At 69.9% G+C, this 19,080-nt stretch carries 18 protein-coding genes and 1 pseudogene; 6 read left to right on the top strand and 13 right to left on the bottom strand.

Annotated elements, in window-relative coordinates:
- Positions 1-480 precede the first annotated feature (480 nt).
- Positions 481-990 (top strand): alcohol dehydrogenase catalytic domain-containing protein, encoded by a 510-nt coding sequence (locus ACF09J_RS24910; protein ID WP_392307642.1) that lies wholly within the window; start codon positions 481-483, stop codon positions 988-990.
- Positions 991-1,019: 29 nt separating this feature from the next.
- On the opposite strand, the gene ACF09J_RS24905 is transcribed toward ACF09J_RS24910, so the two are convergent.
- Positions 1,020-1,562, bottom strand: coding sequence for a carbonic anhydrase (locus ACF09J_RS24905; protein WP_392307641.1), 543 nt, complete (start codon positions 1,560-1,562; stop codon positions 1,020-1,022).
- 290 nt (positions 1,563-1,852) lie between these two features.
- Entirely contained in the window at positions 1,853-3,190 is a 1,338-nt protein-coding gene (locus ACF09J_RS24900) for a hypothetical protein (RefSeq protein WP_392307640.1), read from the bottom strand.
- A 280-nt stretch (positions 3,191-3,470) separates the two neighbouring features.
- On the opposite strand from ACF09J_RS24900, the gene ACF09J_RS24895 reads away from it, so the two are divergent.
- The gene (locus ACF09J_RS24895; RefSeq protein WP_392307639.1) at positions 3,471-4,250 is read left to right on the top strand and encodes a vWA domain-containing protein; all 780 of its coding nucleotides are present in this window, start codon (positions 3,471-3,473) and stop codon (positions 4,248-4,250) included.
- Between the two features lie 28 nt (positions 4,251-4,278).
- On the opposite strand, the gene ACF09J_RS24890 is transcribed toward ACF09J_RS24895, so the two are convergent.
- From ACF09J_RS24890 to ACF09J_RS24865, 6 genes and pseudogenes are all read right to left on the bottom strand, one after another.
- The gene (locus tag ACF09J_RS24890; RefSeq protein WP_392307638.1) at positions 4,279-5,943 is read right to left on the bottom strand and encodes a beta-1,3-glucanase family protein; all 1,665 of its coding nucleotides are present in this window, start codon (positions 5,941-5,943) and stop codon (positions 4,279-4,281) included.
- Positions 5,944-6,233: 290 nt separating this feature from the next.
- Complete coding sequence (locus ACF09J_RS24885) at positions 6,234-7,124, bottom strand: glycoside hydrolase family 19 protein (RefSeq protein ID WP_392307637.1); 891 nt, start codon at positions 7,122-7,124, stop codon at positions 6,234-6,236.
- 254 nt (positions 7,125-7,378) lie between these two features.
- Positions 7,379-7,726, bottom strand: coding sequence for an antibiotic biosynthesis monooxygenase family protein (locus ACF09J_RS24880; RefSeq protein WP_392307636.1), 348 nt, complete (start codon positions 7,724-7,726; stop codon positions 7,379-7,381).
- Between the two features lie 116 nt (positions 7,727-7,842).
- Complete coding sequence (locus ACF09J_RS24875) at positions 7,843-8,196, bottom strand: aldehyde dehydrogenase family protein (protein WP_392307635.1); 354 nt, start codon at positions 8,194-8,196, stop codon at positions 7,843-7,845.
- Between the two features lie 134 nt (positions 8,197-8,330).
- Positions 8,331-8,582 (bottom strand): annotated as a pseudogene (locus ACF09J_RS24870) (hypothetical protein); the annotation flags it as partial.
- 505 nt (positions 8,583-9,087) lie between these two features.
- The gene (locus tag ACF09J_RS24865) at positions 9,088-9,264 is read right to left on the bottom strand and encodes a hypothetical protein (RefSeq protein WP_392307712.1); all 177 of its coding nucleotides are present in this window, start codon (positions 9,262-9,264) and stop codon (positions 9,088-9,090) included.
- An 89-nt stretch (positions 9,265-9,353) separates the two neighbouring features.
- Here ACF09J_RS24865 and ACF09J_RS24860 point away from each other — a divergent pair, with 89 nt between their 5' ends.
- The gene (locus ACF09J_RS24860; protein ID WP_392307706.1) at positions 9,354-9,743 is read left to right on the top strand and encodes a hypothetical protein; all 390 of its coding nucleotides are present in this window, start codon (positions 9,354-9,356) and stop codon (positions 9,741-9,743) included.
- A complete protein-coding gene (locus tag ACF09J_RS24855; RefSeq protein ID WP_392307634.1) occupies positions 9,640-10,017 on the top strand; it encodes a helix-turn-helix transcriptional regulator in 378 nt (125 codons plus the stop codon). Before ACF09J_RS24860 ends, ACF09J_RS24855 begins: the two co-directional genes overlap by 104 nt.
- A gap of 43 nt (positions 10,018-10,060) precedes the next feature.
- On the opposite strand, the gene ACF09J_RS24850 is transcribed toward ACF09J_RS24855, so the two are convergent.
- Both ACF09J_RS24850 and ACF09J_RS24845 read right to left on the bottom strand, forming a co-directional pair.
- The gene (locus tag ACF09J_RS24850) at positions 10,061-11,512 is read right to left on the bottom strand and encodes an APC family permease (RefSeq protein WP_392307633.1); all 1,452 of its coding nucleotides are present in this window, start codon (positions 11,510-11,512) and stop codon (positions 10,061-10,063) included.
- Between the two features lie 43 nt (positions 11,513-11,555).
- Entirely contained in the window at positions 11,556-12,677 is a 1,122-nt protein-coding gene (locus tag ACF09J_RS24845; protein ID WP_392307632.1) for a P1 family peptidase, read from the bottom strand.
- A 154-nt stretch (positions 12,678-12,831) separates the two neighbouring features.
- On the opposite strand from ACF09J_RS24845, the gene ACF09J_RS24840 reads away from it, so the two are divergent.
- On the top strand, positions 12,832-13,443 hold the full coding sequence (locus ACF09J_RS24840) for a TetR/AcrR family transcriptional regulator (RefSeq protein WP_392307631.1): 612 nt from the start codon (positions 12,832-12,834) through the stop codon (positions 13,441-13,443).
- A 65-nt stretch (positions 13,444-13,508) separates the two neighbouring features.
- On the opposite strand, the gene ACF09J_RS24835 is transcribed toward ACF09J_RS24840, so the two are convergent.
- Both ACF09J_RS24835 and ACF09J_RS24830 read right to left on the bottom strand, forming a co-directional pair.
- Entirely contained in the window at positions 13,509-15,365 is a 1,857-nt protein-coding gene (locus ACF09J_RS24835; protein WP_392307630.1) for a CocE/NonD family hydrolase, read from the bottom strand.
- Positions 15,366-15,729: 364 nt separating this feature from the next.
- Positions 15,730-17,091 (bottom strand): MFS transporter, encoded by a 1,362-nt coding sequence (locus tag ACF09J_RS24830; RefSeq protein ID WP_392307629.1) that lies wholly within the window; start codon positions 17,089-17,091, stop codon positions 15,730-15,732.
- A gap of 350 nt (positions 17,092-17,441) precedes the next feature.
- On the opposite strand from ACF09J_RS24830, the gene ACF09J_RS24825 reads away from it, so the two are divergent.
- On the top strand, positions 17,442-18,380 hold the full coding sequence (locus ACF09J_RS24825) for a CPBP family intramembrane glutamic endopeptidase (protein ID WP_392307628.1): 939 nt from the start codon (positions 17,442-17,444) through the stop codon (positions 18,378-18,380).
- A gap of 12 nt (positions 18,381-18,392) precedes the next feature.
- Here ACF09J_RS24825 and ACF09J_RS24820 read toward each other — a convergent pair whose 3' ends face one another.
- Positions 18,393-19,052 carry a response regulator gene (locus ACF09J_RS24820; protein ID WP_392307627.1) on the bottom strand — a complete coding sequence of 220 codons (660 nt, stop codon included), beginning with the start codon at positions 19,050-19,052 and terminating at the stop codon, positions 18,393-18,395.
- Positions 19,053-19,080: the final 28 nt, after the last annotated feature.

The following is a 19,080-nucleotide window of genomic DNA, read 5'->3' as shown; positions in this document are numbered from 1 at the left end:
AATGCACGTCTTCTGGTGTGCCAGCGACGGGGGCAACGAATGCGCGGAGCAGCACAGCCTAGGAGTCATCCCAGCCGGGACAAATCGCAACGTGCACATCTCCTCGTACGAAGTAATGCTGCACGTCAAGACAGCGTCGGGCCCAGGGGGATACGTTTGCGAAGTCAACGCGCCGGGCAGTCGAATTGCTCTGAGCGCGGCGTCCCCCTCTATGAAAGCCGCATACGACCACTGCCTGGACGGAGGCTCTCCTACCCCCTCGCCCCGCTGAGGCCCCCGTCTTCGACTCGGCCTGGAGAGGGCGATGCCTAAGGACAGCCGTCTCAGTTTCCGTCTCATTCAGCCTCGGTTCACGGTCGCGCAAACGAGACTCGAAGCCATCCCCGCGCCGATGGCCAGCCGACCGCTCACAACCATTGTTATGGGCTTCACGGACGAACCTGAGTTGCCAGAAGGTTGGGCCCGGCGGGCCCGGCCGAGATGCCCGACCCCGTGGCGGGGGACGGCGAGGCTGTCATAGCCGTCAAGGCCGCCTCCGTGAACCTGTCGGATCTGAAGAGCGTCGCCGGTCAGGTGAAGAGAACGTCCCTTCCCCGTGTCCCCGGGCGCGACTTCGCCGGCGTTGTCGTCGACGGGCCGCAGGACCGTGTCGGCGCCGAGGTCTGGGGCACCGGAGGGGATGTCGGGTTGACCCGCGACGGCTCACATGCGCAGATGCTCGCTGTTCCGGCGGCGGCCGCCGTGGGCACGCGGAGCGTGGAGATCGACCTGGTCCCGCTGTACCGCAACGAGATCCGGGTCTACGGGTGCAACAGCGGGCACTACGACGTCGTCGAGTCGGGCGCGAGGCTCCAACGAGTCGCCCCGTTCTTCGACTCCGGAGGGTTCCGCCCCCTGCCCATCGCCAACCACCACAGCCTGGAGAACGGCCAGGACGCCTATCTCGCGGTGGAGAACCGGATGCGTGGCCGTGTCGTCATCCGCCCCTGACCCCGGCTCCCGCACGCCTCAGGCAGGGCTCAGCCGGGCTGGAGGACGGTGGTGATCTTCCCGGTTCCGAGGTCGTATGCGTAGCCGCCGATCTTGATGTGGCCGATGGCCGACGCGAGCTCGGGTGCCGCGCGCAGCTTCGCGACGTCCTTCTGGACCGTCTTGGACGGCTCCAGAACGGCCATCTCCAAGGAGGTCTGTTCGTCCCAGCCGCCGCGGGCGGCGAAGCCGGCGCGCAGATCGTCGTCGGCGAGCAGTCCCGAACCGCAGTCGGTGTGGTGGATGACGGCGATCTCGAACCAGTCCGCGTCGGGGGTCTTGTTCTCGTGCAGGTGCACGATCCAGGCGACCTCCTTGATGACCGTCGGCGTCACGCGGCCGCCGATGTTACGGGCGACGATCGCCTCTCCGAGCCGGACGCCCAGCACAGCCGCGGGCTCCACACGCGGATCGATGCAGATGATCAGGTACAGCTGCTTGAAGGGGATGAAAGGGACCTGGGGGATGTCGGCCTGGGCACCGGAGGCCGCGAAAACCTGGTTGCGCTCCAGGTACACGTTGAAGTTCGACATGGCTGCTCCCTTCGGCAGGCGGTGGCAGCCTGATGCCGTGAGCCAGCATCGCGGGCACGCCATCGATCTCCGCGATGCGCAAGCCGGCCCGTTCGCTCATGAACCGCATGGCGCCAAGCCGTCCTGGGCCCCACCATCACCCACGAGGGGAACATGCGCCAGGCGGGCTCACCCGGCAAAGAAGAGCTGAGCCCCGGCGGCCGGCGAGGAGATCGCGAAGGCGGGGGCGCCGCGCGGAGAAGGCCCGCGCGGCGCTGTGACCGAGGTGTCCTTCAGGGCGCTGGTGGGCGCTAGTTCACGGTGAGGGCGGCTGTGTTGTTCGTCAGGTTCGGGTCGTGGTGGAACTCGCCGAACGGGGGATGGATGCTGACCTCACTCGTCGCGCCGGGCACCACCGTGTCGATGCGGAGCTTGAAGGCGAAGGAGCGCTCCGTGTTCTCCAGCACCCAGTACGGCAGCGTGCAGTCGTAGCGCGGGGCGCCCGTGCGGTTCGGGTAGTAGCTGCCGGAGAGGGTCCGCGGGCCGCAGCCCTCCGGCACGCCCGTGACCGTGGTGCCGGGCGGAACGATCAGGCGGACCGCGGCGACCGGGTCCCCGGAGCCCAGGTTGCCCAGCCAGCCGGGCCCGTTGTTCCTGAAGGTGAGCGACGCGGTGACCGTCTCGCCCGCGGCGCCCGTGACCGCCGCGCCGGTCACCGAGAAGTCGGCGGTGTTGTCGGCGCCGATCGCCAGCACCATATAGTCGTCGTAGCCCCCCAGATCGGTCGCGTCGACCGGCTGCGCCCAGATGTCCACCCTCTCCTGCAGCGCGCGCCGGGTGAGCGCGATCCGCAGCGGCTCGGGCAGTTCGAAGGAGGCTCCCGGCGCCAGATCCTGGTCGAAGGTGCAGGTCGCGTACGACATCGGGGCGTAATCATCCCCGCTCGACGTCGTATAGACGCAGGCGTCGTACCGGTTGAGGTACCGCACTCCGTACGAGGCCATCATCGTGATGGTGAAGCCGTGCGCGGTCTCGTTGCCGTGGTTGGTGAGCGTGAACGGGAGCGTCTGCCTGCTGCCCGGCCGGGTGTGCTCGATGCCGCCGCCGCCCGTGAGCCCGAAGTCGGGGCCCGACGCGACCGTGACCGTGGTGCTGTCCCGGGCGGCGGTGAGCGTACCGTTCGGGCCGCCGCTGGCCGTCGCCTTGAAGGTGATGCGGCCCCGCGCCCCGACGGCCGCCCCGTCGGCCGCGCGGACCTTGAGATGCACCTCGCCGCCGGTGTTCCCGGTCACCGGCACCTCGGCCACGTCGCACACCGCGGTCGCGCCGCTCGGCGTGCAGTTGTCCGGCCAGGTGATCTCGGCGACCCCGGCGATGCCGGAGGCGTCCACGGTGAGCCGGGCGTCGGTCACCGTCACATGGTCGTTGTCGTGGTTGAGCCTGACATCGAGCGTGCGGGTCAGCGGTGTCCCGCCGTCGATGCCGAGCGGCAGGGTCGGCTCGTACGGGGCGGTGATCCAGAGTTGGTCGGTCTCCGGCTCGGTCTCGGCGAACGCGGGAGCGGTGGTGAGCCCCAGGGCGACGAGTCCGGCGGCGAGCGTCGTACAGGCTCCGAGCCGCAGTGCGCGGCGGACGGAGTCAGCTCTCATGACATCTCCAGGTGAGAGACGGTCAGGTCACGCGGTCGACGTGGTCGCCGATCGGCGGACCACGCCTGGCCACATCTCCTTGACGATCAAGGGGTGTTGGGGGTTGTAGGACGATGCAGACCGGTGCCGGCCGGCGGACGGCCGGCCACCGTCACGGTTGGGTGAAAGCGTTGAAAGTCATCCACGGCGGCCAGCAGAGTGATCACCCAGTGGACGGCTTACGCCGCTCTACAGCTCGCGAGACGCTGTCCACGCCCGTTCGAGAGCTCAGGAGATCCGCATGGCGACCCGCCCGCCCCACGAACACATCCGGCCGCCCGCACCGCGGTTCGGCGAAGGCACCGCGGCCATCAGCCTGACCAAGGTCCAACAGGCGGCGCCGGACCTGGTCAGCCTCTACAAAACGGCCGGCGCGAGCATCCGCCGACACGGCCTGGAGGGGCTACGCGCCGCGGTCTACCTCGTACTGGACCGCTCGGGGTCCATGCGCCCGTACTACAAGGACGGCACCGTTCAGCACCTCGCCGAGCAGGTCCTGACGTTATCCGCGCACTTCGATGACGACGGCACCGTGCCGGTGGTGTTCTTCTCCACCGATGTCGACGGCGCCACCGACCTCGAACTCAGCGGCCATCGGGGCCGTATCGAAAAACTGCACCAGAACCTGGGCCACATGGGCCGTACGAACTACCACTGGGCCATGGACGCGGTCATCGACCACTACCTCGACTGCGGCAGCCGCGCCCCGGCCCTGGTGGTCTTCCAGACCGACGGCGGCCCGACGAGCCGGGCCGCCGCCGAGCGCTACCTGTGCAAGGCCGCCCGCCTTCCCCTGTTCTGGCAGTTCATCGGGTTCGGCGACCCGGACGACAACGAGTTCGCGTTCCTGCGCAGGCTCGACGAGCTGGCCGTGCCGGCCCGCCGCGTCGTCGACAACGCCGGCTTCTTCCATGCCGGCCGCGATCCGCGTACGGTCGACGACCAGTTGGTGTACGACCAACTGCTCGAGGAGTTCCCCTCCTGGCTGGCCGCCGCGCGTGACGCCCGCATCCTGCGCTGAGCCGAGTGAGCACGAGACCGTCGTCTCATCAGCGGGTGAAGGTGAACCAGTTGATGTTGGTGAAGTCCGAACTGCTGCCCGCGAAGACCAGGTAGACGTCGTGCACTCCGGTCGCGGGGGCGATGATGTTCGCGGGTACGGTCTGCCAGTTCTGCCAGCCGCCGTTGTTGGCGAAGCTGATCTCGGCGATCTTCGTGCCGCTGGTGCTGTCGAGGCGCACCTGGATGGCACCGCTGACGCCTGGGTCGGCGCCCGACGCCAGCCGGGCCTTGAACTGGTTCGGGGAGGCCGGACCGAAGTCGACGGAGGAGTACTTCAGCCAGTCGCCGTTCGAGATGTAGCCCACGTCGCTGCCGCCGCCGGAGTCGGAACAGCTCTCGGTGGTGGTCCCGTACTGTGCCGAGTAGGACTCGGCCTGGATGGTGCTGTAGGCGCTGACGGCGCCCGAGCCGCCACCCGGTCCGCCACCGGAGCCGCCGGCGCCCAGGGTGATCGTCCACGAGGTGGGCGCCCCGTCCTGGATGTGGCCGTCGACGGGGGCCGAGCCGGTGGGGCCGACGTCGTCGTAGGGGAAGGCGTAGCCGATGCTGGCGTACTTGTGGACGAGCCGGGCGTAGTGGTTGGTGATCGAGTCCTGGTAGTACTGCGAGGGTGTCACGCCGTCGGGCTGGTTGTTGCCGCCCGGGACCAGGAGCGAGCTGCGGTTGAGCGCGGCGGCGAGCCGGGCGGCGATCGCCCCGCGGGCGTCCGACCCGGAGTTGTAGAGCGGGCCGGACGCACAGCCGAAGATGTCGACGGCGCTCGGCTTGGTGAACGGCACGCCGTTGGTGTTGAGACCGGAGAAGACGATGGCGTTGCCGGAGACGGTGCCGGTGTAGGAACCGATGCCGCCCTGGCCGTTAATGGTCAGCGGGGTGGACGCGTAGTGACTCCAGACGCGGTTCAGGTAGTCGTCCCAGTAGTTGCCGAAGTCCACCGGCGAGTGCGAGGGCGACATGACGCGCAGCACCGCACCGGAGGAGTCGGTGACCACCAGCCTGTCCCAGGGAGCTCCGTCGGCGGCGTGCTGTGCCTGCAGGCCGGCGGCGATGGAGGCGAGCGCGCCGGAGGGCAGCGGACTGACCGACTGGGTGCCGCCACTGCCGGTGCTGGCCATCGAGATCGGCAGCGCGACCATGTCGACGTAGGAGATGTTGGCGTAGAGATTGGCGCTGTTGAAGGTGAACTCGCAGAACGTCCAGTTGGTGGCCCAGTTGGGGTCGGCGCTGACCAGGGCGGGCTGCACCACGCCGGGCACGGCGCCCGGGTTGACGAAGAACTGGAGTTTCTGCCCGACCGAGAACCAGACACGGCCGCCGATGATGTAGTCGGTCAGGGTGACGGTCTTGGCAGCCGAACCGGAGGCGCCCAGGGCGATGGAGTAGTCGGCGATGGGGGTCACCGGGGAGGACGGGTTGGGCAGCCGGTTCAGGGCGCCGTTCGCCGAGACGAAGACCGGCAAGCCGCTGCTGTCGGTGCCGGATATGTAGGCGTAGACGGTGTCGTGGCCGGAGTTGTTCGCCAGTTTCACGGGGAGTGAGACTCCCGCTGCCGCCGCGCTGGAAGTCAACGGCGAGACCGGTGAGAACGGGCTGAGCGCGGCCGCGCCGGTGACGGCACCGGCCGCGGCCAGGAAGGAACGTCGGGAAACCACAGGGGCCCTCCCGGAAGGGGTGACGGTCCGTCAACCATCGACGGTTGGGGGGTGTTGTTTCATGTGGGGTTCTGTGCGCGGGTGACATTATTGGACTGGACCAATACAGTCAAGGTTACGGAACCGTTATCCGGCGTTCCGTCTTTTCCCACGGTCCGACCCCGTATGCCGCCGCCTTGAGGAGCGGCCGCGTCGGCACCGGTGTTTCACAGAGGTGCCCCGGGGGTCCGTGCGCGGTGTCCCGTTCCGAAGTCCCCGGAACATGACACCGCGCACCACCCGGGGCCGGGTCAGCAGTACAGGTTGGCGCCCGCCGACACGCCCAGGATCTGCGTGAACTGCTGGTAGGTGCTCACACGGCTCTGCACCTGCGCCGGGTTCCTGCCGTCGCACTCGAGGGAACCGTTGATGGAACGGATCGTCTGGCCGAAGCCCGCGCCGTTGACCATGGCGTTGTGGGGGGTCATGCTGCCGGGGCCGGACTGGGTGTTCCAGTACCAGAGGCCCGTCTTCCACGCGACGGCGGCGTCGTTCTGCACCAGCGACGGGTTGTTGAGCAGGTCGATGCCGAGCGCGTCACCCGCGGCCTTGTAGTTGAAGTTCCAGCTGAGCTGGATGGGGCCGCGCCCGTAGTAGGCGGACTGTCCGGCCGGGCAGCCGTACGGCTGGCTCCAGTCGCAGTAGTGGGGATAGTTGGCGGTGTTCTGCTCGACGACGTAGACCAGTCCGCCCGTCTCGTGACTGACGTTGGCGAGGAAAGCGGCTGCCTCCTGCTTCTTGGTCTCGTCCCCGCCGGTGTTGGCGAAGCCGGGGTAGGCGCCGAGCGCGGCGACGAGACCGCTGTAGGTGTAGAAGCCATTGCGGTTCGGGAACATCTGGTTGAACTGGGCTTCGGAGACGACGAAGTTGCCGACGGGCGTGCCGCTGCCGCTGTCGCAGCTGTACGGCTCCCAGTACCAGGTGCTGATGACCGGGTCGTAGCCCGGGTTGTCGTGCTCAGCGATGTACGCCTTGCCGTCCGTGTAGCGGACGATGTCACCGGTGACGTACGACCTGCCGGCCACCCAGTCGGGGTAGCTCGAACAGGCGGCGGCGGACGCGCTGCTGGTCGGCAGCAGCACCGGTACGGCGGTGGAGAGGGCGAGCGCGGTCACGACCGCGGAGATACGACGCCTCGACACGGAATCAACTCCTTGACGGAGAACGGTCGTACCCGGCGCAGGCAGGACGGAGCGAGCCTTGGGCGCGTGCCGGCGGAACCGGACGGGGCGCGGGGCCGACCGTGGTGGGGGGTGTGAGGCCCACTCAACCGTATTGGTCTGTACCAGTCAAGGTGCAGACGGTTCGGTGGCGAAGGCGTGGCCCGGGGCGCTGGTCTCGGCGTCCGCGTCGCCGGTAGCCCCGGCGGTGCGGCCGGGATGGGCGGCGGTGGCACCTACAGATCTGCCGGACGGGTGAACCCGTAGGCGCGCTCGACCTTGGCGATGTGGAGCGAGAACGAGGCGTACCAGTGCTCGCGTCCCTGCGTACGGGCCAGGACGTGCTCCGCGTGATCCCGCCAAGCGGCGATCGAGTCCTCGTCCCTCCAGTACGACACCGTGATCCCCAGGCCGTCCGCACGGCGAGCGGAATCGACACCGAGGAACCCCGGCTGCTCGGCAGCCAGTTGCAGCAACCGTTCGTCCGTCTCCGCATAGCCGTTGTCGCCGGCGGTCCGCACGGCGGTGAACACCACGGCGTAGTACGGCGGGACGGGCAGCGACGCGGGCGTGGGATCGGTCACGGAGGGTCCTCCAGCAGACGGCACCGGCAGTGTCGCGTCAAACGATCCCGCGCACCCACCTGAACTCACAACCCCGCCGTCCGGTCACGGACCCGCGCTCCCCCGGAAGGAACGGATCAGCGTGCGTGGTTGTGCATGACGTGCTTGGTGCGCGCGTAGTCGTCCAGGGCGTAGACCGACAGGTCTCGGCCGTAGCCGGAGCCCTTGAAGCCGCCCCAGGGGACCTCACCGGCCGGCACGAGGTGCGAGTTGACCCAAACGGTTCCGAAGTCGAGGCGCGCGGCGATGTCGTGGCTGCGGCGGGCGTTCTCGGTCCACACCGATGCCGACAGGCCGAAGGGGACGTCGTTGGCGCGCCGTACCGCCTCTTCCTCGTCGGTGAAGGACTCGACCGTGACCACGGGGCCGAAGATCTCCTCCCGGGCGGCCTCGGCTCCTTCGGGGACGTCGACCAGCACGGTCGGGGCCACGAAGTAGCCGGGCCCGTCGACGAGGACGCGGCAGGCGGCCCCGCATTCCTGGCCGGAGTTCCAGAAGCCCGCGATGCGCGGGACGATGCGGCGGCCGCGAGATCGGCTTCCGGGAAGATCACCACGGGTGCCTTGCCGCCGAGTTCGAGATGCACGCGCTTGAGGCTGTCCGCGGCGGCGCGGGCGACGGCGCGACCGCTGGCGACCGAACCGCGATCTCGTACTACGTCACAGGCGTCAGCGCCCAGATCATCGCCCCGCCCGCCACCCTCGACACGGCCACCAGCCGCGACGCCTTCCTCGACCTGACCGCCGAACGCCGGCAGCAACTCGACCCCGCCGACTACCCCTTCCTGAAGCGCACCACCTAGGACCTGCGCGACCACGACGACCGCGACCAGTTCCTCACAGGCCTCGACATGCTCCTGAACGGCCTGAACATGAGCGCGGACCCGCGACCGCCCGCGTGATCGCGCGCTTCAGGCCGCGCGCGGTCGTTCCCTTGGCCGGTCCGCGCCGCCGGAATGTCGACGACCCCCGTGAGCCGGCGGGTTTCAGGTATTGGCAGGCAGAATACGGGAAGCACGCCTGAGCTGGATTGTCGATCGTTGAGGTGTGACTTCGTTCCAGGAAACGACCTGTCCCGGTGGCGTCGGCGATCCGCCCTGCCACTGGCGCCGGATGCGGGTGTGGGCCACCGCCCACGCCGTCGACGACTTCTATCAGGGCCTCGTGCCCGCCGCAGTCCCCTACTTCGTGCTGGAACGCCACTTCAGCTACGTCGAGGCCTCCGGGCTCGCGCGGCCGCGACGCTGGGCAGCGCGCTGCCCCAGGTGCCGATCGGCCTGCTCGCCGACCGGCACCGGCTGCGGTGGATGTCGCCGCTCGGGATCAGCCTTGCGGGCATCGGGGCGGCCCTGTCCGGCCTCGTGCGCCGACGCTTCCGCCGGCCGCGAAGTAGCTCATCGCGGTCGCGCTGCCCCCGGCCGCGCGGCGGGCGTCACGCCCGGCAGGCGGGTGGAACATCGCGATGCCGACGCCGGCGAGCAGCAGCAGCAGCGCGAACACCAGCGGATAGGAGTCAGTCGCGCGCCGGCGGGGACGTCATCGACCGCCACCGCCACGACGACCACCAGTTGATCCACGTCAGCTCCGGCGTGCTGGCGATCCGCAACGAACACGGCTCCTGGATCGCACCGAACGACCGGGCGGTGTGGATCCCCGCGCACACCTGGCACGAGCACCGCTTCTACGGCCCCAGCCGCTTCCACACCGTCGGCTTCCCCGCCCAGGACACGAAACCCCCTGCTCAACACCCGGACACTGGCGGTCATCGCCGTCGCCGCGCTCGTACGCGAACTGATCGTCGCGCTCACGAGCCCCGAACTCACCCGCACCGAGACACGTCACATCGAAGCCGTCCTGCGCGACCGGCTCCGCCGCATGGCAGAACAGCCGATCATGCTGCCCGCACCCCGGGAGCAGCGGCTCGGGGACGCCTGCCACCTGGTGGAGGCCGACCTCAGCCGTCCGTACACCCTGGCTGAAATCGCCCGCCACGTACACACGGGCGAACGCACTCTCTCCCGCCTGTTCCGCGACGAGTTCGGCATGACCTATCCCCAATGGCCCACCCGCACCCGTCTCTTCAACGCCATGGTGATGCTCGCCGAAGGCGCCACCGTCACCGACACCGCCCACGCCTGTGGATGGGCCTCGACCAGCGCCTTCGTCGACGTCTTCGCCCGGGCCATGGGCACCGCCCCCGGGACCTACCGTGCCGGCGTGCTCAACCAGCGGGAAGAGCGGGCGCCTGAGTAGGCGCCCTTCGCCGCTTGCCGCGGGCGCGACGGGGGCGCGACGGTCAACTGGTCCTGGTGCGTTGACCGACGATGACGCCGAAGGCGAGGCCGAGGAAGGGGATGAGCGCCAGCACCGTGCTGAGTCCGGCGTTACCGCCGGTGACCAGGGTGAAGTTGGCCAGGATGATCCACGCGCTGGCGAGGAGTCCGAGGGATGCCAGTGCCGGGGCCACCCGGGTCTGCCAGTGCCGCCCGCGGACGAGGTCAGGACGGCGGATGAAGAACGCCGCGACGGCGACGGCCGTGGCGAGCATGAGGATGACCATGCCCACCGTGGCCACTCCGGCCATCGAACCGAAGACTCCGACGAGCGGGTCGACGCGTGCGATCGCCAGGAGCGCCAGAAGGGCCGCCGCCGTCACGGTCTGGACCACCGAGGAGACGGACGGCGCCTCGTGCACGGGGTGGACCTCCGCCAGCTTCTTGGGCAGCAGGCGCTTGCGAGCCAGCACGTACTGGTAGCGGGCGATCACGTTGTGGAACGACAGGACACACGCGAACAGGCTGGTGAGGAGCAGCACGTTGACGATGTCACGGCCGACGGTGCCGAGGTACGTGGCGGTCGTGTCCAGCAGCATGTTGCCCCGGCCGGCCAACGTGTCCTGCGCGATGGCCCTGACCTTGTCGCTGCCGTTGCCGATGACGAAGGACCAGCAGGTCAGCGCGTAGAATCCGCCGATGATGGCGACCGCGAGGTAGGTCGCGCGCGGGATGGTGCGCTCGGGGTCCCTGGCCTCGTCCCGGAACACCGCGGTGGACTCGAAGCCGATGAACCCGGTGAGCGCGAACAGGACCGGGATGCCGATGGAGCCCGAGCCGACGACATGCGGTGTGAACGAGTCGAAGTTGATCCCGTCCTGGCCACCGCGTGCCAGCACGACCGCGTCGAGGACGAGGACGATGCCGATCTCGAGCACCAGGGCGACGCCGAGCACCTTCGCGCTCAGCTCGATGTGCCGGTAGCCCAGGAAGGCCACGATGACCAGGGCGAGCAGCGAGTAGACCGGCCAGGGGGCGCTGGGTCCGCCGTAGAACTCGACGGTGTCGTCGACGGCCCAGCCGATGTAGCCGTAGATCCCGACCTGGATGGCGGTGTAGGCGATGAGCGCCACGACGGCGATCCCCATGCCGGCGCGCTTTCCGAGGCCCTCGGTGACGTACGAGAAGAAGGCGCCCGCCTCACGCACGTGGGGTGTCATCGTGACGAACCCTATGGAGAACAGCAGCAGGACGACCGCGGCGATGATGAAGCCGACGGGTGCTCCCGCGCCGTTGCCCAGGCCCATGGCCAGGGGCATGTTCCCACCGATCACCGTCAGTGGCGCCGCGGCGGCGATGACCATGAAGACGACTCCCGCTGTGCCCAGGCGCCCGGTCAGCCGTTTGCCCGGTGGCTCGGCGGGATGGGTCTCGACCGTCAGCGAGCCGATGTCGCTGCCTGTGTGGTCCGACATGGTGTCCCTCTTCCTTGGTTGGGCCCTGGCAGGCGGCATGGAGTCAGGCGGAGGCCATGGCCTTGGTGAGGAGGTCGTGGTCCAGCGCGTGGGCGGTGACGCCCGCGCGTCCCGTCATGGTCCGGGCCGCGACCATGGAGTTGACGATGGCCTCCTCGGTGGCCTCGATCGTCAGGTCGAACAGCAGGGTCTGGAGCTGGGGCGCGAGCATGCGCACCGCGATCTCGGGACGGCCGGTGTCGCGGTCCTCGTCCCAGGCGTAGGGAGGCAGCCGGTTCGCGGTGGAGAACCCGAGGAAGATGTCGCCGCTGTACTGCTCGCCGGTGCCGCCCATCCGGCCGACGGCCAGACCGGCTCGCTGGGCCATCCTCGTGCACTGGTGCGGCAGCAGCGGCGCGTCCGTGGCGACGATGATGATGATCGAGCCGCTCCCGCGCTCGAGGGTCGCGGGACGGTCCGGCAACGGGACGGCCTCGGCGCCGATCTTCTCCCCGACCGGCACCCCGTTGATGCGAAGTCGTTCCCGGCGGCCGTAGTTCGCCTGGACCAGGACGCCGACCGTGTACGGACGTCCCCCTCCTCGTGCCACCCGTGACGCGGTGCCGATGCCGCCCTTGAACTCGTGGCAGATCATGCCGGTGCCCCCTCCGACGTTGCCTTCCGCCACCGGTCCGGAGGCGGCCGCCTCCAGGGCCTGGTCCACGTGGGCCATGCTGACGTGGTGCCCGTTGATGTCGTTGAGCAGGCCGTCGTAGGTCTCCGCGACGACCGGCAGACACCAGTAGGTGCCCTCGCCGCGTCGGCTGACCTGGGCACGCACCAGGGCGTCCCGCACGACGCCGACGCTGTGGGTGTTCGTCAGCGCGATGGGCGAGGTGAGCTCGCCGGATTCGCGGATCCACTCCAGGCCGGTCATCTCGCCGCTGCCGTTGAGGCGGTGGGTGCCCGCGAACACCGGCTCGTCCCAGATCTTGTCGTGCGGGACCACGACGGTGACCCCGGTTCGCACCGGACCGGCCCCTGCCGCGGGCGCCGGGCCTGGCCTGCCGTCCTCGCCGTCCACGAGGGTCACGTGACCGACTCGCACTCCCTCGACGTCGGTGATGGCGTTGTGCCGGCCCGTCTCGTGCCGGCCGATGACAATGCCCAGGTCGCGTGCCCGCATCTCGTACCGTCTCCCACAGAGTTATTTTCCGGTGCGGAAAAGAATGACTCCGGGAGCCGGCCGACGCAAGACCCTCGGGAAGGTCTTCTCGCCGAGTCGTGCGAAGGTGTGGTGGACACAAGGACGACCGTGACAACCAAGGGAGACCGCCGGCATGGCTCGCCCGAGCACTCAGCAGCAACGACGCAGGGACATCCTGAACGCGGCGAAGAGCCTCTTGGAGCGGCATGACCTGGCGGCGCTGAGGATCGGCGACGTCGCGGACGAGCTGGGCATGACCCCGAACGCGATCCGCTACTACTACAAGGACATCGACGATCTGCTCTCCGAGCTGTGCGCACACTCCAACGAGCGCTTCTACACCGAACGTCTGCGCGTCGCGGAGTCGCTCGAGGACGCCGCCGAGCGGCTGGCGGTCACGATCGCCGCGGGCCTGCCCAGCGGCGCGGAGGACGTGGAGTGGCGGGTGATCTGGCGGGCCGTTCTCGCCGCCGGGTTCGAGTTCGACAAGCGGCCCGAGGTGCAGGAGATCTACCACCGGCAGGTCGGACTCTACGAAGCGATCTTCGAGTACGGAGCCGCTACGGGCCGCTTCACGCTGGCCGGCCCTGCCCGCGACCTGGCCCAGTCGATCATGGCCCTGGAGGACTACCTGGGCTACCGCATCGTGGCGCGAGACCACCAGTTCGACCGCCCGACTGCGCTACGCCTCGTCCGCGGCTACGCGGAACTGGCCACCGGAGCCGTCCTCCCGTCGACTCCCTAGACTCCGGCCCGGACATTCGGGCTGCCCGGCGCCCGCACAGGGGCGGGTGCCGGGCAGCGCCGGGGTCATCGGTTCTTCGAGATGTGCAGGGGGAAGGTGGGGGTGCCGATGTCGGTCAGGGTCGTGGTGTTCGCCCTCACGTAGGTGTCCAGGTACGGGGAGCGGTCGCCCTGGGTCGGTGCGTCGGACCGGGGGTCCTGCACCTCGAGGGAGAGCCGGGCGTCGGAGACCGTGATCGTCTCGCCCGAGGGGACGCTCTGCCAGCCCTTCGAGGTGATGGTTCCGAGCTGGACGCCCAGTTGGTGTCCCTGCTCGAAGGTCCAGTCCGTGGCCTTCAGGGCGAAGGAGGTCGATCCGCTGTTGTTCAGCAGGGCGACGTTCTCGTTGAACATGGTCGCCCTGCCGTCCGGGGCGATGTCCCACAGGCGTGCCCAGACGTTGCCGTGGCCCCTGGTCTTCAGTGTGATCTGCGGGCTGCCCGTGATCCGTACCTGCTCAGCGGCGGGTGTGGACCAGGTCCAGTAACTGTTGGCGGGGGTGCCGGTGCTGAGTGTGCTCGGCTGGTCGGTCGTGAGTGAGCCGGCCTCCGGGCCGTACTCGATGTCCCAGCCCTGAGACTGCTGCTGCGGCGCTGACAGGGTGGCCTTCTGCGTCTTGCCGCCGTCGTCGACGTACTGGCCGGGCGCCAGCCGCACCTTGTACGCGTCGTGGGTCATGGGCCAGGTCGGCTGGGCGCGCCAGTGGCCGAGGCTGTCCTCCAGGGAGAAGGCCGGGTCGGTCACCGACGGTTCGATGCCGCGGAGGTACTGGTCGTAGAACCGCATGACCTCGTCGAACCAGCCGGCCCGTCCCATTTTGAGCTGGCCCTTGGCGGTGGTCTCGTTGCCGCGTACGTGTTCCCACTGGCCGAGCCAACCGCGTTCCGGGCCCTGGTGGTTGGCCAGGTACTTCTGCATCTCCTCGGGCTTGGTGTTGTCCTCTATGAAGCCCGAGGTGACGAACAGCGGCGTCTGGGATCCGGCGGCGCGGGAGGCGAAGTCACGGGCTCGCCAGAACGACGACTTCGGGTCGGGGTTCTGCGTGTTGGTGAGGTTGTCGCTCTCGCACTCGGGGTGGTTCTTCTCGTATCCCGCGTTCGCCTTGTAGTGGTCGCTGTCGTCGGCCAGCGGCGCCATCGTCGCGATCGAGTAGTAACTCCGCGGGGTGCTGGTCACGTTGGAACGCGGTACCCCGTTGCTGTACAGGTAGTTGTACCTGTTCCACGTCGGTTCCTGGGAGACGATCGCTCGCAGGGGCTTGAGCTTGAGGGTGTTGGCCGCCAGGCCGGTGTTGGCGTCGTAGGACTTGCCGTACATGCCGACCTTGCCGGTCGACCACGGCCGGCTCGCCGCCCATTCGACGGCGGCCTTGATGTCGGCCTGCTCGCCGGGGCCGAGGAAGTCCAGGCAGCCGGTGCTGCCGCCGAAGCCGCGCAGGTCGACCATCACGAACGTGTATCCGCGCTCCATGAGCCGGGCGCCGTCGATGAAGTCCTGGAAGCGTGCCGACGGCCCGACCTTGTCCCAGCCCGCGGGGGCGGTCTCTCCCGCGTGGGAGAAGTAGGGGCCCACCGAGAGGATCACCGGCGTCTTCGCGTTCGCCGGCAGGTTGGCCGGGCGCAGCACGTCGGCGTGCAGTTCGACTCCGCTGCCGTCCGAGGAGGGGAAGTAGTGCTGTGTCCAGAGCGCGCCCTGCGGGACGCGGTCGTTCTCCGCGTGCGTGACGGGGTCGGTGGCCGCGGACTGCGGCCGGGTCTGCGCCGCGGTGGCGGACGCGGGTGTCGTATCGGGTGCTGCGGCGGCGGGTCCGGCGAGTGTGCCGGTCAACGCGAAGGTGGTGATGACGGCCGAGGCGGCCCAGGGGGCCGTGCGACGTCTTTTCACTTGCTCCTCCCGGAGTTGTAGGTACGGGGCGGTGCAGGTGGCGCTGTCAGGCAGCGGCCCCGGACCCGCCGTCGACGGGTCGACGAAGGAACGGTCGCGCGCGGGCGGACGGAATCCGGATTCCGGTGGCGCGCCGGAGCCGACGGCGTGGGAGCCTATGATCATCATTGACACGCGTCAACAGGGCAGTGTGAGCGACGTGTTGCCGGAGTGGCCGCCGATGCGCCGCCCGGTGCTGGTCGCGGTCACCGATCAGGGCGGGCCCGGCGACGGGTTAGGTCGCCCGGCGCCCCTCCCCCGTAGCACGGCCGGTGTTCGCCCCGGCCCGGCACTCGTGGCGGCCTGGTCGGGGCCGTGTACGGGGTCAGTGGGTGGCCGGGGCTGCCTGGGTGGGGGTGAGTCCGTGGGGGCCCGCGGTGCCGAATGCCTGCCGGTCGAGCGCGGGGCCGGTGAGCGGGACCTCGATCTCGACGACCGGCTGTTCCGGGGCGCCGACTTGGGGCACGGTGCTGGACGCGGTGCCCGTGGTGACCGCGACCACCGCGGCCGGGGCGCCGCCCCGGCGCCGGACCGCGCCGGGGACGAGCGGGCGGCCGCCGGTGTGCAGGGCGACCGCCGTCAGCGGCAGCGCCAGCAGGAGCAGTCCGGCACCCAGTACCAGGCCCATCGCCGGGTAGCCGGCGCTCGCGGACAGCAGGCTTCCGGTGAGCGGGCCGCACGCGGTGCCCAGGGAGGACGCGGATCCGGCCAGCACCGCCCACCGGCCGCGCGCATCGAGTGAGGCCGCCAGTCCGATGAGGTAGGACAGGACGATCGGGTAGACGGTGTTCCAGGCGATCTCGCCGGTCGCGAACGACGGCAGGTCGTCGGCCGAGGCGCTGACCGCGATGCAGCAGGCGATCAGCGCGGTGCCCGCTCCGATCGGCAGTGCCCGCCCGAGCCGCGCGCCCAGCGCGCTCGCGCCGATGACGCCGAGCAGTCCGGTGCCCAGCGCCGTGGCGAAGACCGCGCCGACGGTGACCTCGCTCAGTCCTGCCTGGTGCAGGCCGATGCGGCTGCTCACGCCCCACAGCGAGTTCTGCGCCATGGACCAGAACAGCATCGAGCCCGCGAGGACGAGCCCCGCGCGACGGTAGGGCAGCGGGCCGCGCGGCGCCGCCGTGTGACCGGGCGCCATGGCGCCGGCGAGTCGGCCTGTCGCCGGCCACACCAGGAGCGCGGTCAGCGCGATCGCGGCGAACGGCAGCCCGTGTCCGGGGCCGAGGTGCGGGATCGTCAGGTACACGGTGCCGGCGAGCGCGGAGACGCTCAGCAGGCCGAAGGCCGAGGTGCGGTGCGGGTCGCGCTGGGCCGCGATGCCCGACGCGGCGACCGTCGTGGCCGTGCCCGAGCCGAAGCCGCCCGCCATCGCCCCGGCGACCACCACCGGCACGCTGTCGGACAGGGCCGCGCAGCCGTAGCCGAGGGCCGCGAGCAGCAGTCCGGTTCGGGCCAGGCGCTGTGGCCCGAACCGCTCGACGCGTGCGGCGAGGGTGAAGCCCGCCGCGGCCGAGCTCAGCAGCAGGGCGCTGCCGACGAGCCCTGCTTGGGCGGGTCCGAGGCCGAGCCGGTCGCCGAGGCGGCCGACGACGGTGGGCAGCAGATAGGGCGCGAGGTAGCCCGCCGTGAAGAGGGCGACGAGGGGCCAGGAGGAGCCGCGCGAGTGCGCGGGCGCGAGGGAGGACACGGGCGTTCCCAGGGCATGCGGAAGCGGCAGGGGGATGGAGAGAGGAAGGGGGCGACCGTCGACGGACAGGAACGCGGGGCAATTTGTATCAAGTGCGGGCATGCGCGAGAAAGCCAGGACGATGTGATCTGCGTCATAACGCGTTTGGGGTGGAGGGTTCCGGGCAGAAGCGACGCCCCGTCCGACTCGCCGAAGTGTGTTTATGCAGATCAGCGGCGGTTCGCAGGCGGCGCCTGACGGGCGGGTACGGCCTGCTGTACCGGAAGTTGGGGTGCGTACGGCAATGATCGGCGACGGTCCGCCCGGTGTGCTGGGAGCGTCATGCCCCACAGCCCGGAAAGGTCACCGAGGTGAGCCATCAGGCATCTGTCAACGTCGTCCGTCCTCCGTCGGACGCCGGTCCGCGGGCGCGCACGCGCACGCGCCTACGGGACCGTGTCCGGCGCCGCCCGCTGGTCTGGTTCTTCCTTCTCGCCTTCCTGATGAGCTGGGCGGCGTGGACGCCGTACGTCCTGTCCGGCGACGGCCTGGGCGTCATGGATTTCGGCTTTCCGTCCGTGCTCGGCACCACACAGCTCGTGGGCGTTCTTCCCGGTGCCTACCTCGGCCCGATCGTGTCGGCTCTGCTGGTGACGGCGGTCTCCGACGGCCGTCCGGGGCTGCGGTCCTGGACCGCGCGGATGACGAAGTGGCGGGTCGGATGGCGCTGGTACGCGGGCATCGTCGTCGCGGTGCCCGCCGCGCTCACGCTGGTCACCACCGTACTGTCCGGCGCGCGCCCAGTGCTGCCGGCCGCCACGGTGCTGATCGGGCTCCTGCCCGGCCTGGTCCTGCAGATGATCACCACAGGGCTCGCCGAGGAACCCGGCTGGCGCGACTACGCCATGCCCCGCCTGCAGCGCAGGTACGGTCCCTTCCTCGGCACCCTCGTGCTCGGCCCGTTGTGGGGCGTCTGGCACCTGCCGCTGTTCCTGACCGAGTGGGGTGGATGGCCGGACGTGCACTGGAGCGCGCCGGTGGAGTTCGTCGCCGCCACGACCGCGTTCAGCTTCGTCATGACCTGGGTGTTCAACCACACCGGCCAGACCCTGCTGCCGGCCATGCTGCTTCACGCCAGTGTCAACAACTTCTTCTCCTTCGGCTGGAGCGACGTGTTCCCGTCGCTGCCGCCCGCCTCCACCACGCACGCGTTCCTGGTGAGTTCCGGGGCCGCGACGGTCGTCCTCCTCATCGCCACCCGCGGCCGGCTCGGCCTCCCGCCGGCCCGCGCCACCGGCACCGCAGCGTAGGCCCCGGCTGTGCTACGTCCGTTGCCGCGCGCCCTCCAGGTAGTGCAGGACCGCCGCCACCCGCCGGTCCAGCCGGTCCGCCGGGGACAGGTCGAGCTTGGCGAAGATGCTGCGGATGTGCTTGTGCACGGCGCCGTCGGTGACGACGAGCCGCTCCGCGATGGCGCTGTTGCCGAGGCCCTCCGCCATCAGGCCGAGCACGTCCCGTTCACGGGGGCTGAGGCGTTCCAGGCGGGTGTCCCGACGGGACCGGGTGAAGAGCTGGGCGACGACCTCGGGGTCGATGGCCGTGCCACCCGACGCCACACGGTGCAGGGCGTCGAGGAACTCCTCGACCCGGCCGACCCGCTCCTTCAGCAGGTAGCCGAGGCCGCCGACCCCGCCGGTGAGCAGCTCGGTGGCAAAGCTCTGTTCGACGTACGCGGACAGGACGAGGACGGCCAGACGGGGGTGGCGGCGCCGGGCCTCGACGGCGGCGCGGATGCCCTCGTCCGTGTGGGTGGGCGGCATACGCACATCGAGGATGGCGACGTCGGGCGCGTGCTCGTCGACGGCGTCCAGGACCTCATCGGCCGTGCCGGTCCTGGCCACCACATCCAGGCCCTCCGCGCCCAGCAGCAGGGCGAGCCCCTCGCGCAGCAGCGGGTCGTCCTCGGCCATCACGATTCGCATGTCGGCAACTCACTTGTCTCACAGGGCA

The organism is Streptomyces sp. NPDC014889 (assembly GCF_043081205.1).
In the GTDB taxonomy this organism is placed as follows: domain Bacteria; phylum Actinomycetota; class Actinomycetes; order Streptomycetales; family Streptomycetaceae; genus Streptomyces.
Note: the sequence above shows the minus strand (reverse complement) of the source record. Positions and strands in the feature narration are given on the sequence as shown.

Excerpts from the sequence above, each read along its gene's own strand:
- ACF09J_RS24910 (WP_392307642.1), top strand. The coding sequence starts at position 481 with ATGCCCGACCCCGTGGCGGGGGACGGCGAGGCTGTCATAGCCGTCAAG.
- ACF09J_RS24905 (WP_392307641.1), bottom strand. The coding sequence starts at position 1,562 with ATGTCGAACTTCAACGTGTACCTGGAGCGCAACCAGGTTTTCGCGGCC.
- ACF09J_RS24900 (WP_392307640.1), bottom strand. The coding sequence starts at position 3,190 with ATGAGAGCTGACTCCGTCCGCCGCGCACTGCGGCTCGGAGCCTGTACG.
- ACF09J_RS24895 (WP_392307639.1), top strand. The coding sequence starts at position 3,471 with ATGGCGACCCGCCCGCCCCACGAACACATCCGGCCGCCCGCACCGCGG.
- ACF09J_RS24855 (WP_392307634.1), top strand. The coding sequence starts at position 9,640 with ATGGCAGAACAGCCGATCATGCTGCCCGCACCCCGGGAGCAGCGGCTC.
- ACF09J_RS24850 (WP_392307633.1), bottom strand. The coding sequence starts at position 11,512 with ATGTCGGACCACACAGGCAGCGACATCGGCTCGCTGACGGTCGAGACC.
- ACF09J_RS24845 (WP_392307632.1), bottom strand. The coding sequence starts at position 12,677 with ATGCGGGCACGCGACCTGGGCATTGTCATCGGCCGGCACGAGACGGGC.
- ACF09J_RS24840 (WP_392307631.1), top strand. The coding sequence starts at position 12,832 with ATGGCTCGCCCGAGCACTCAGCAGCAACGACGCAGGGACATCCTGAAC.
- ACF09J_RS24820 (WP_392307627.1), bottom strand. The coding sequence starts at position 19,052 with ATGCGAATCGTGATGGCCGAGGACGACCCGCTGCTGCGCGAGGGGCTC.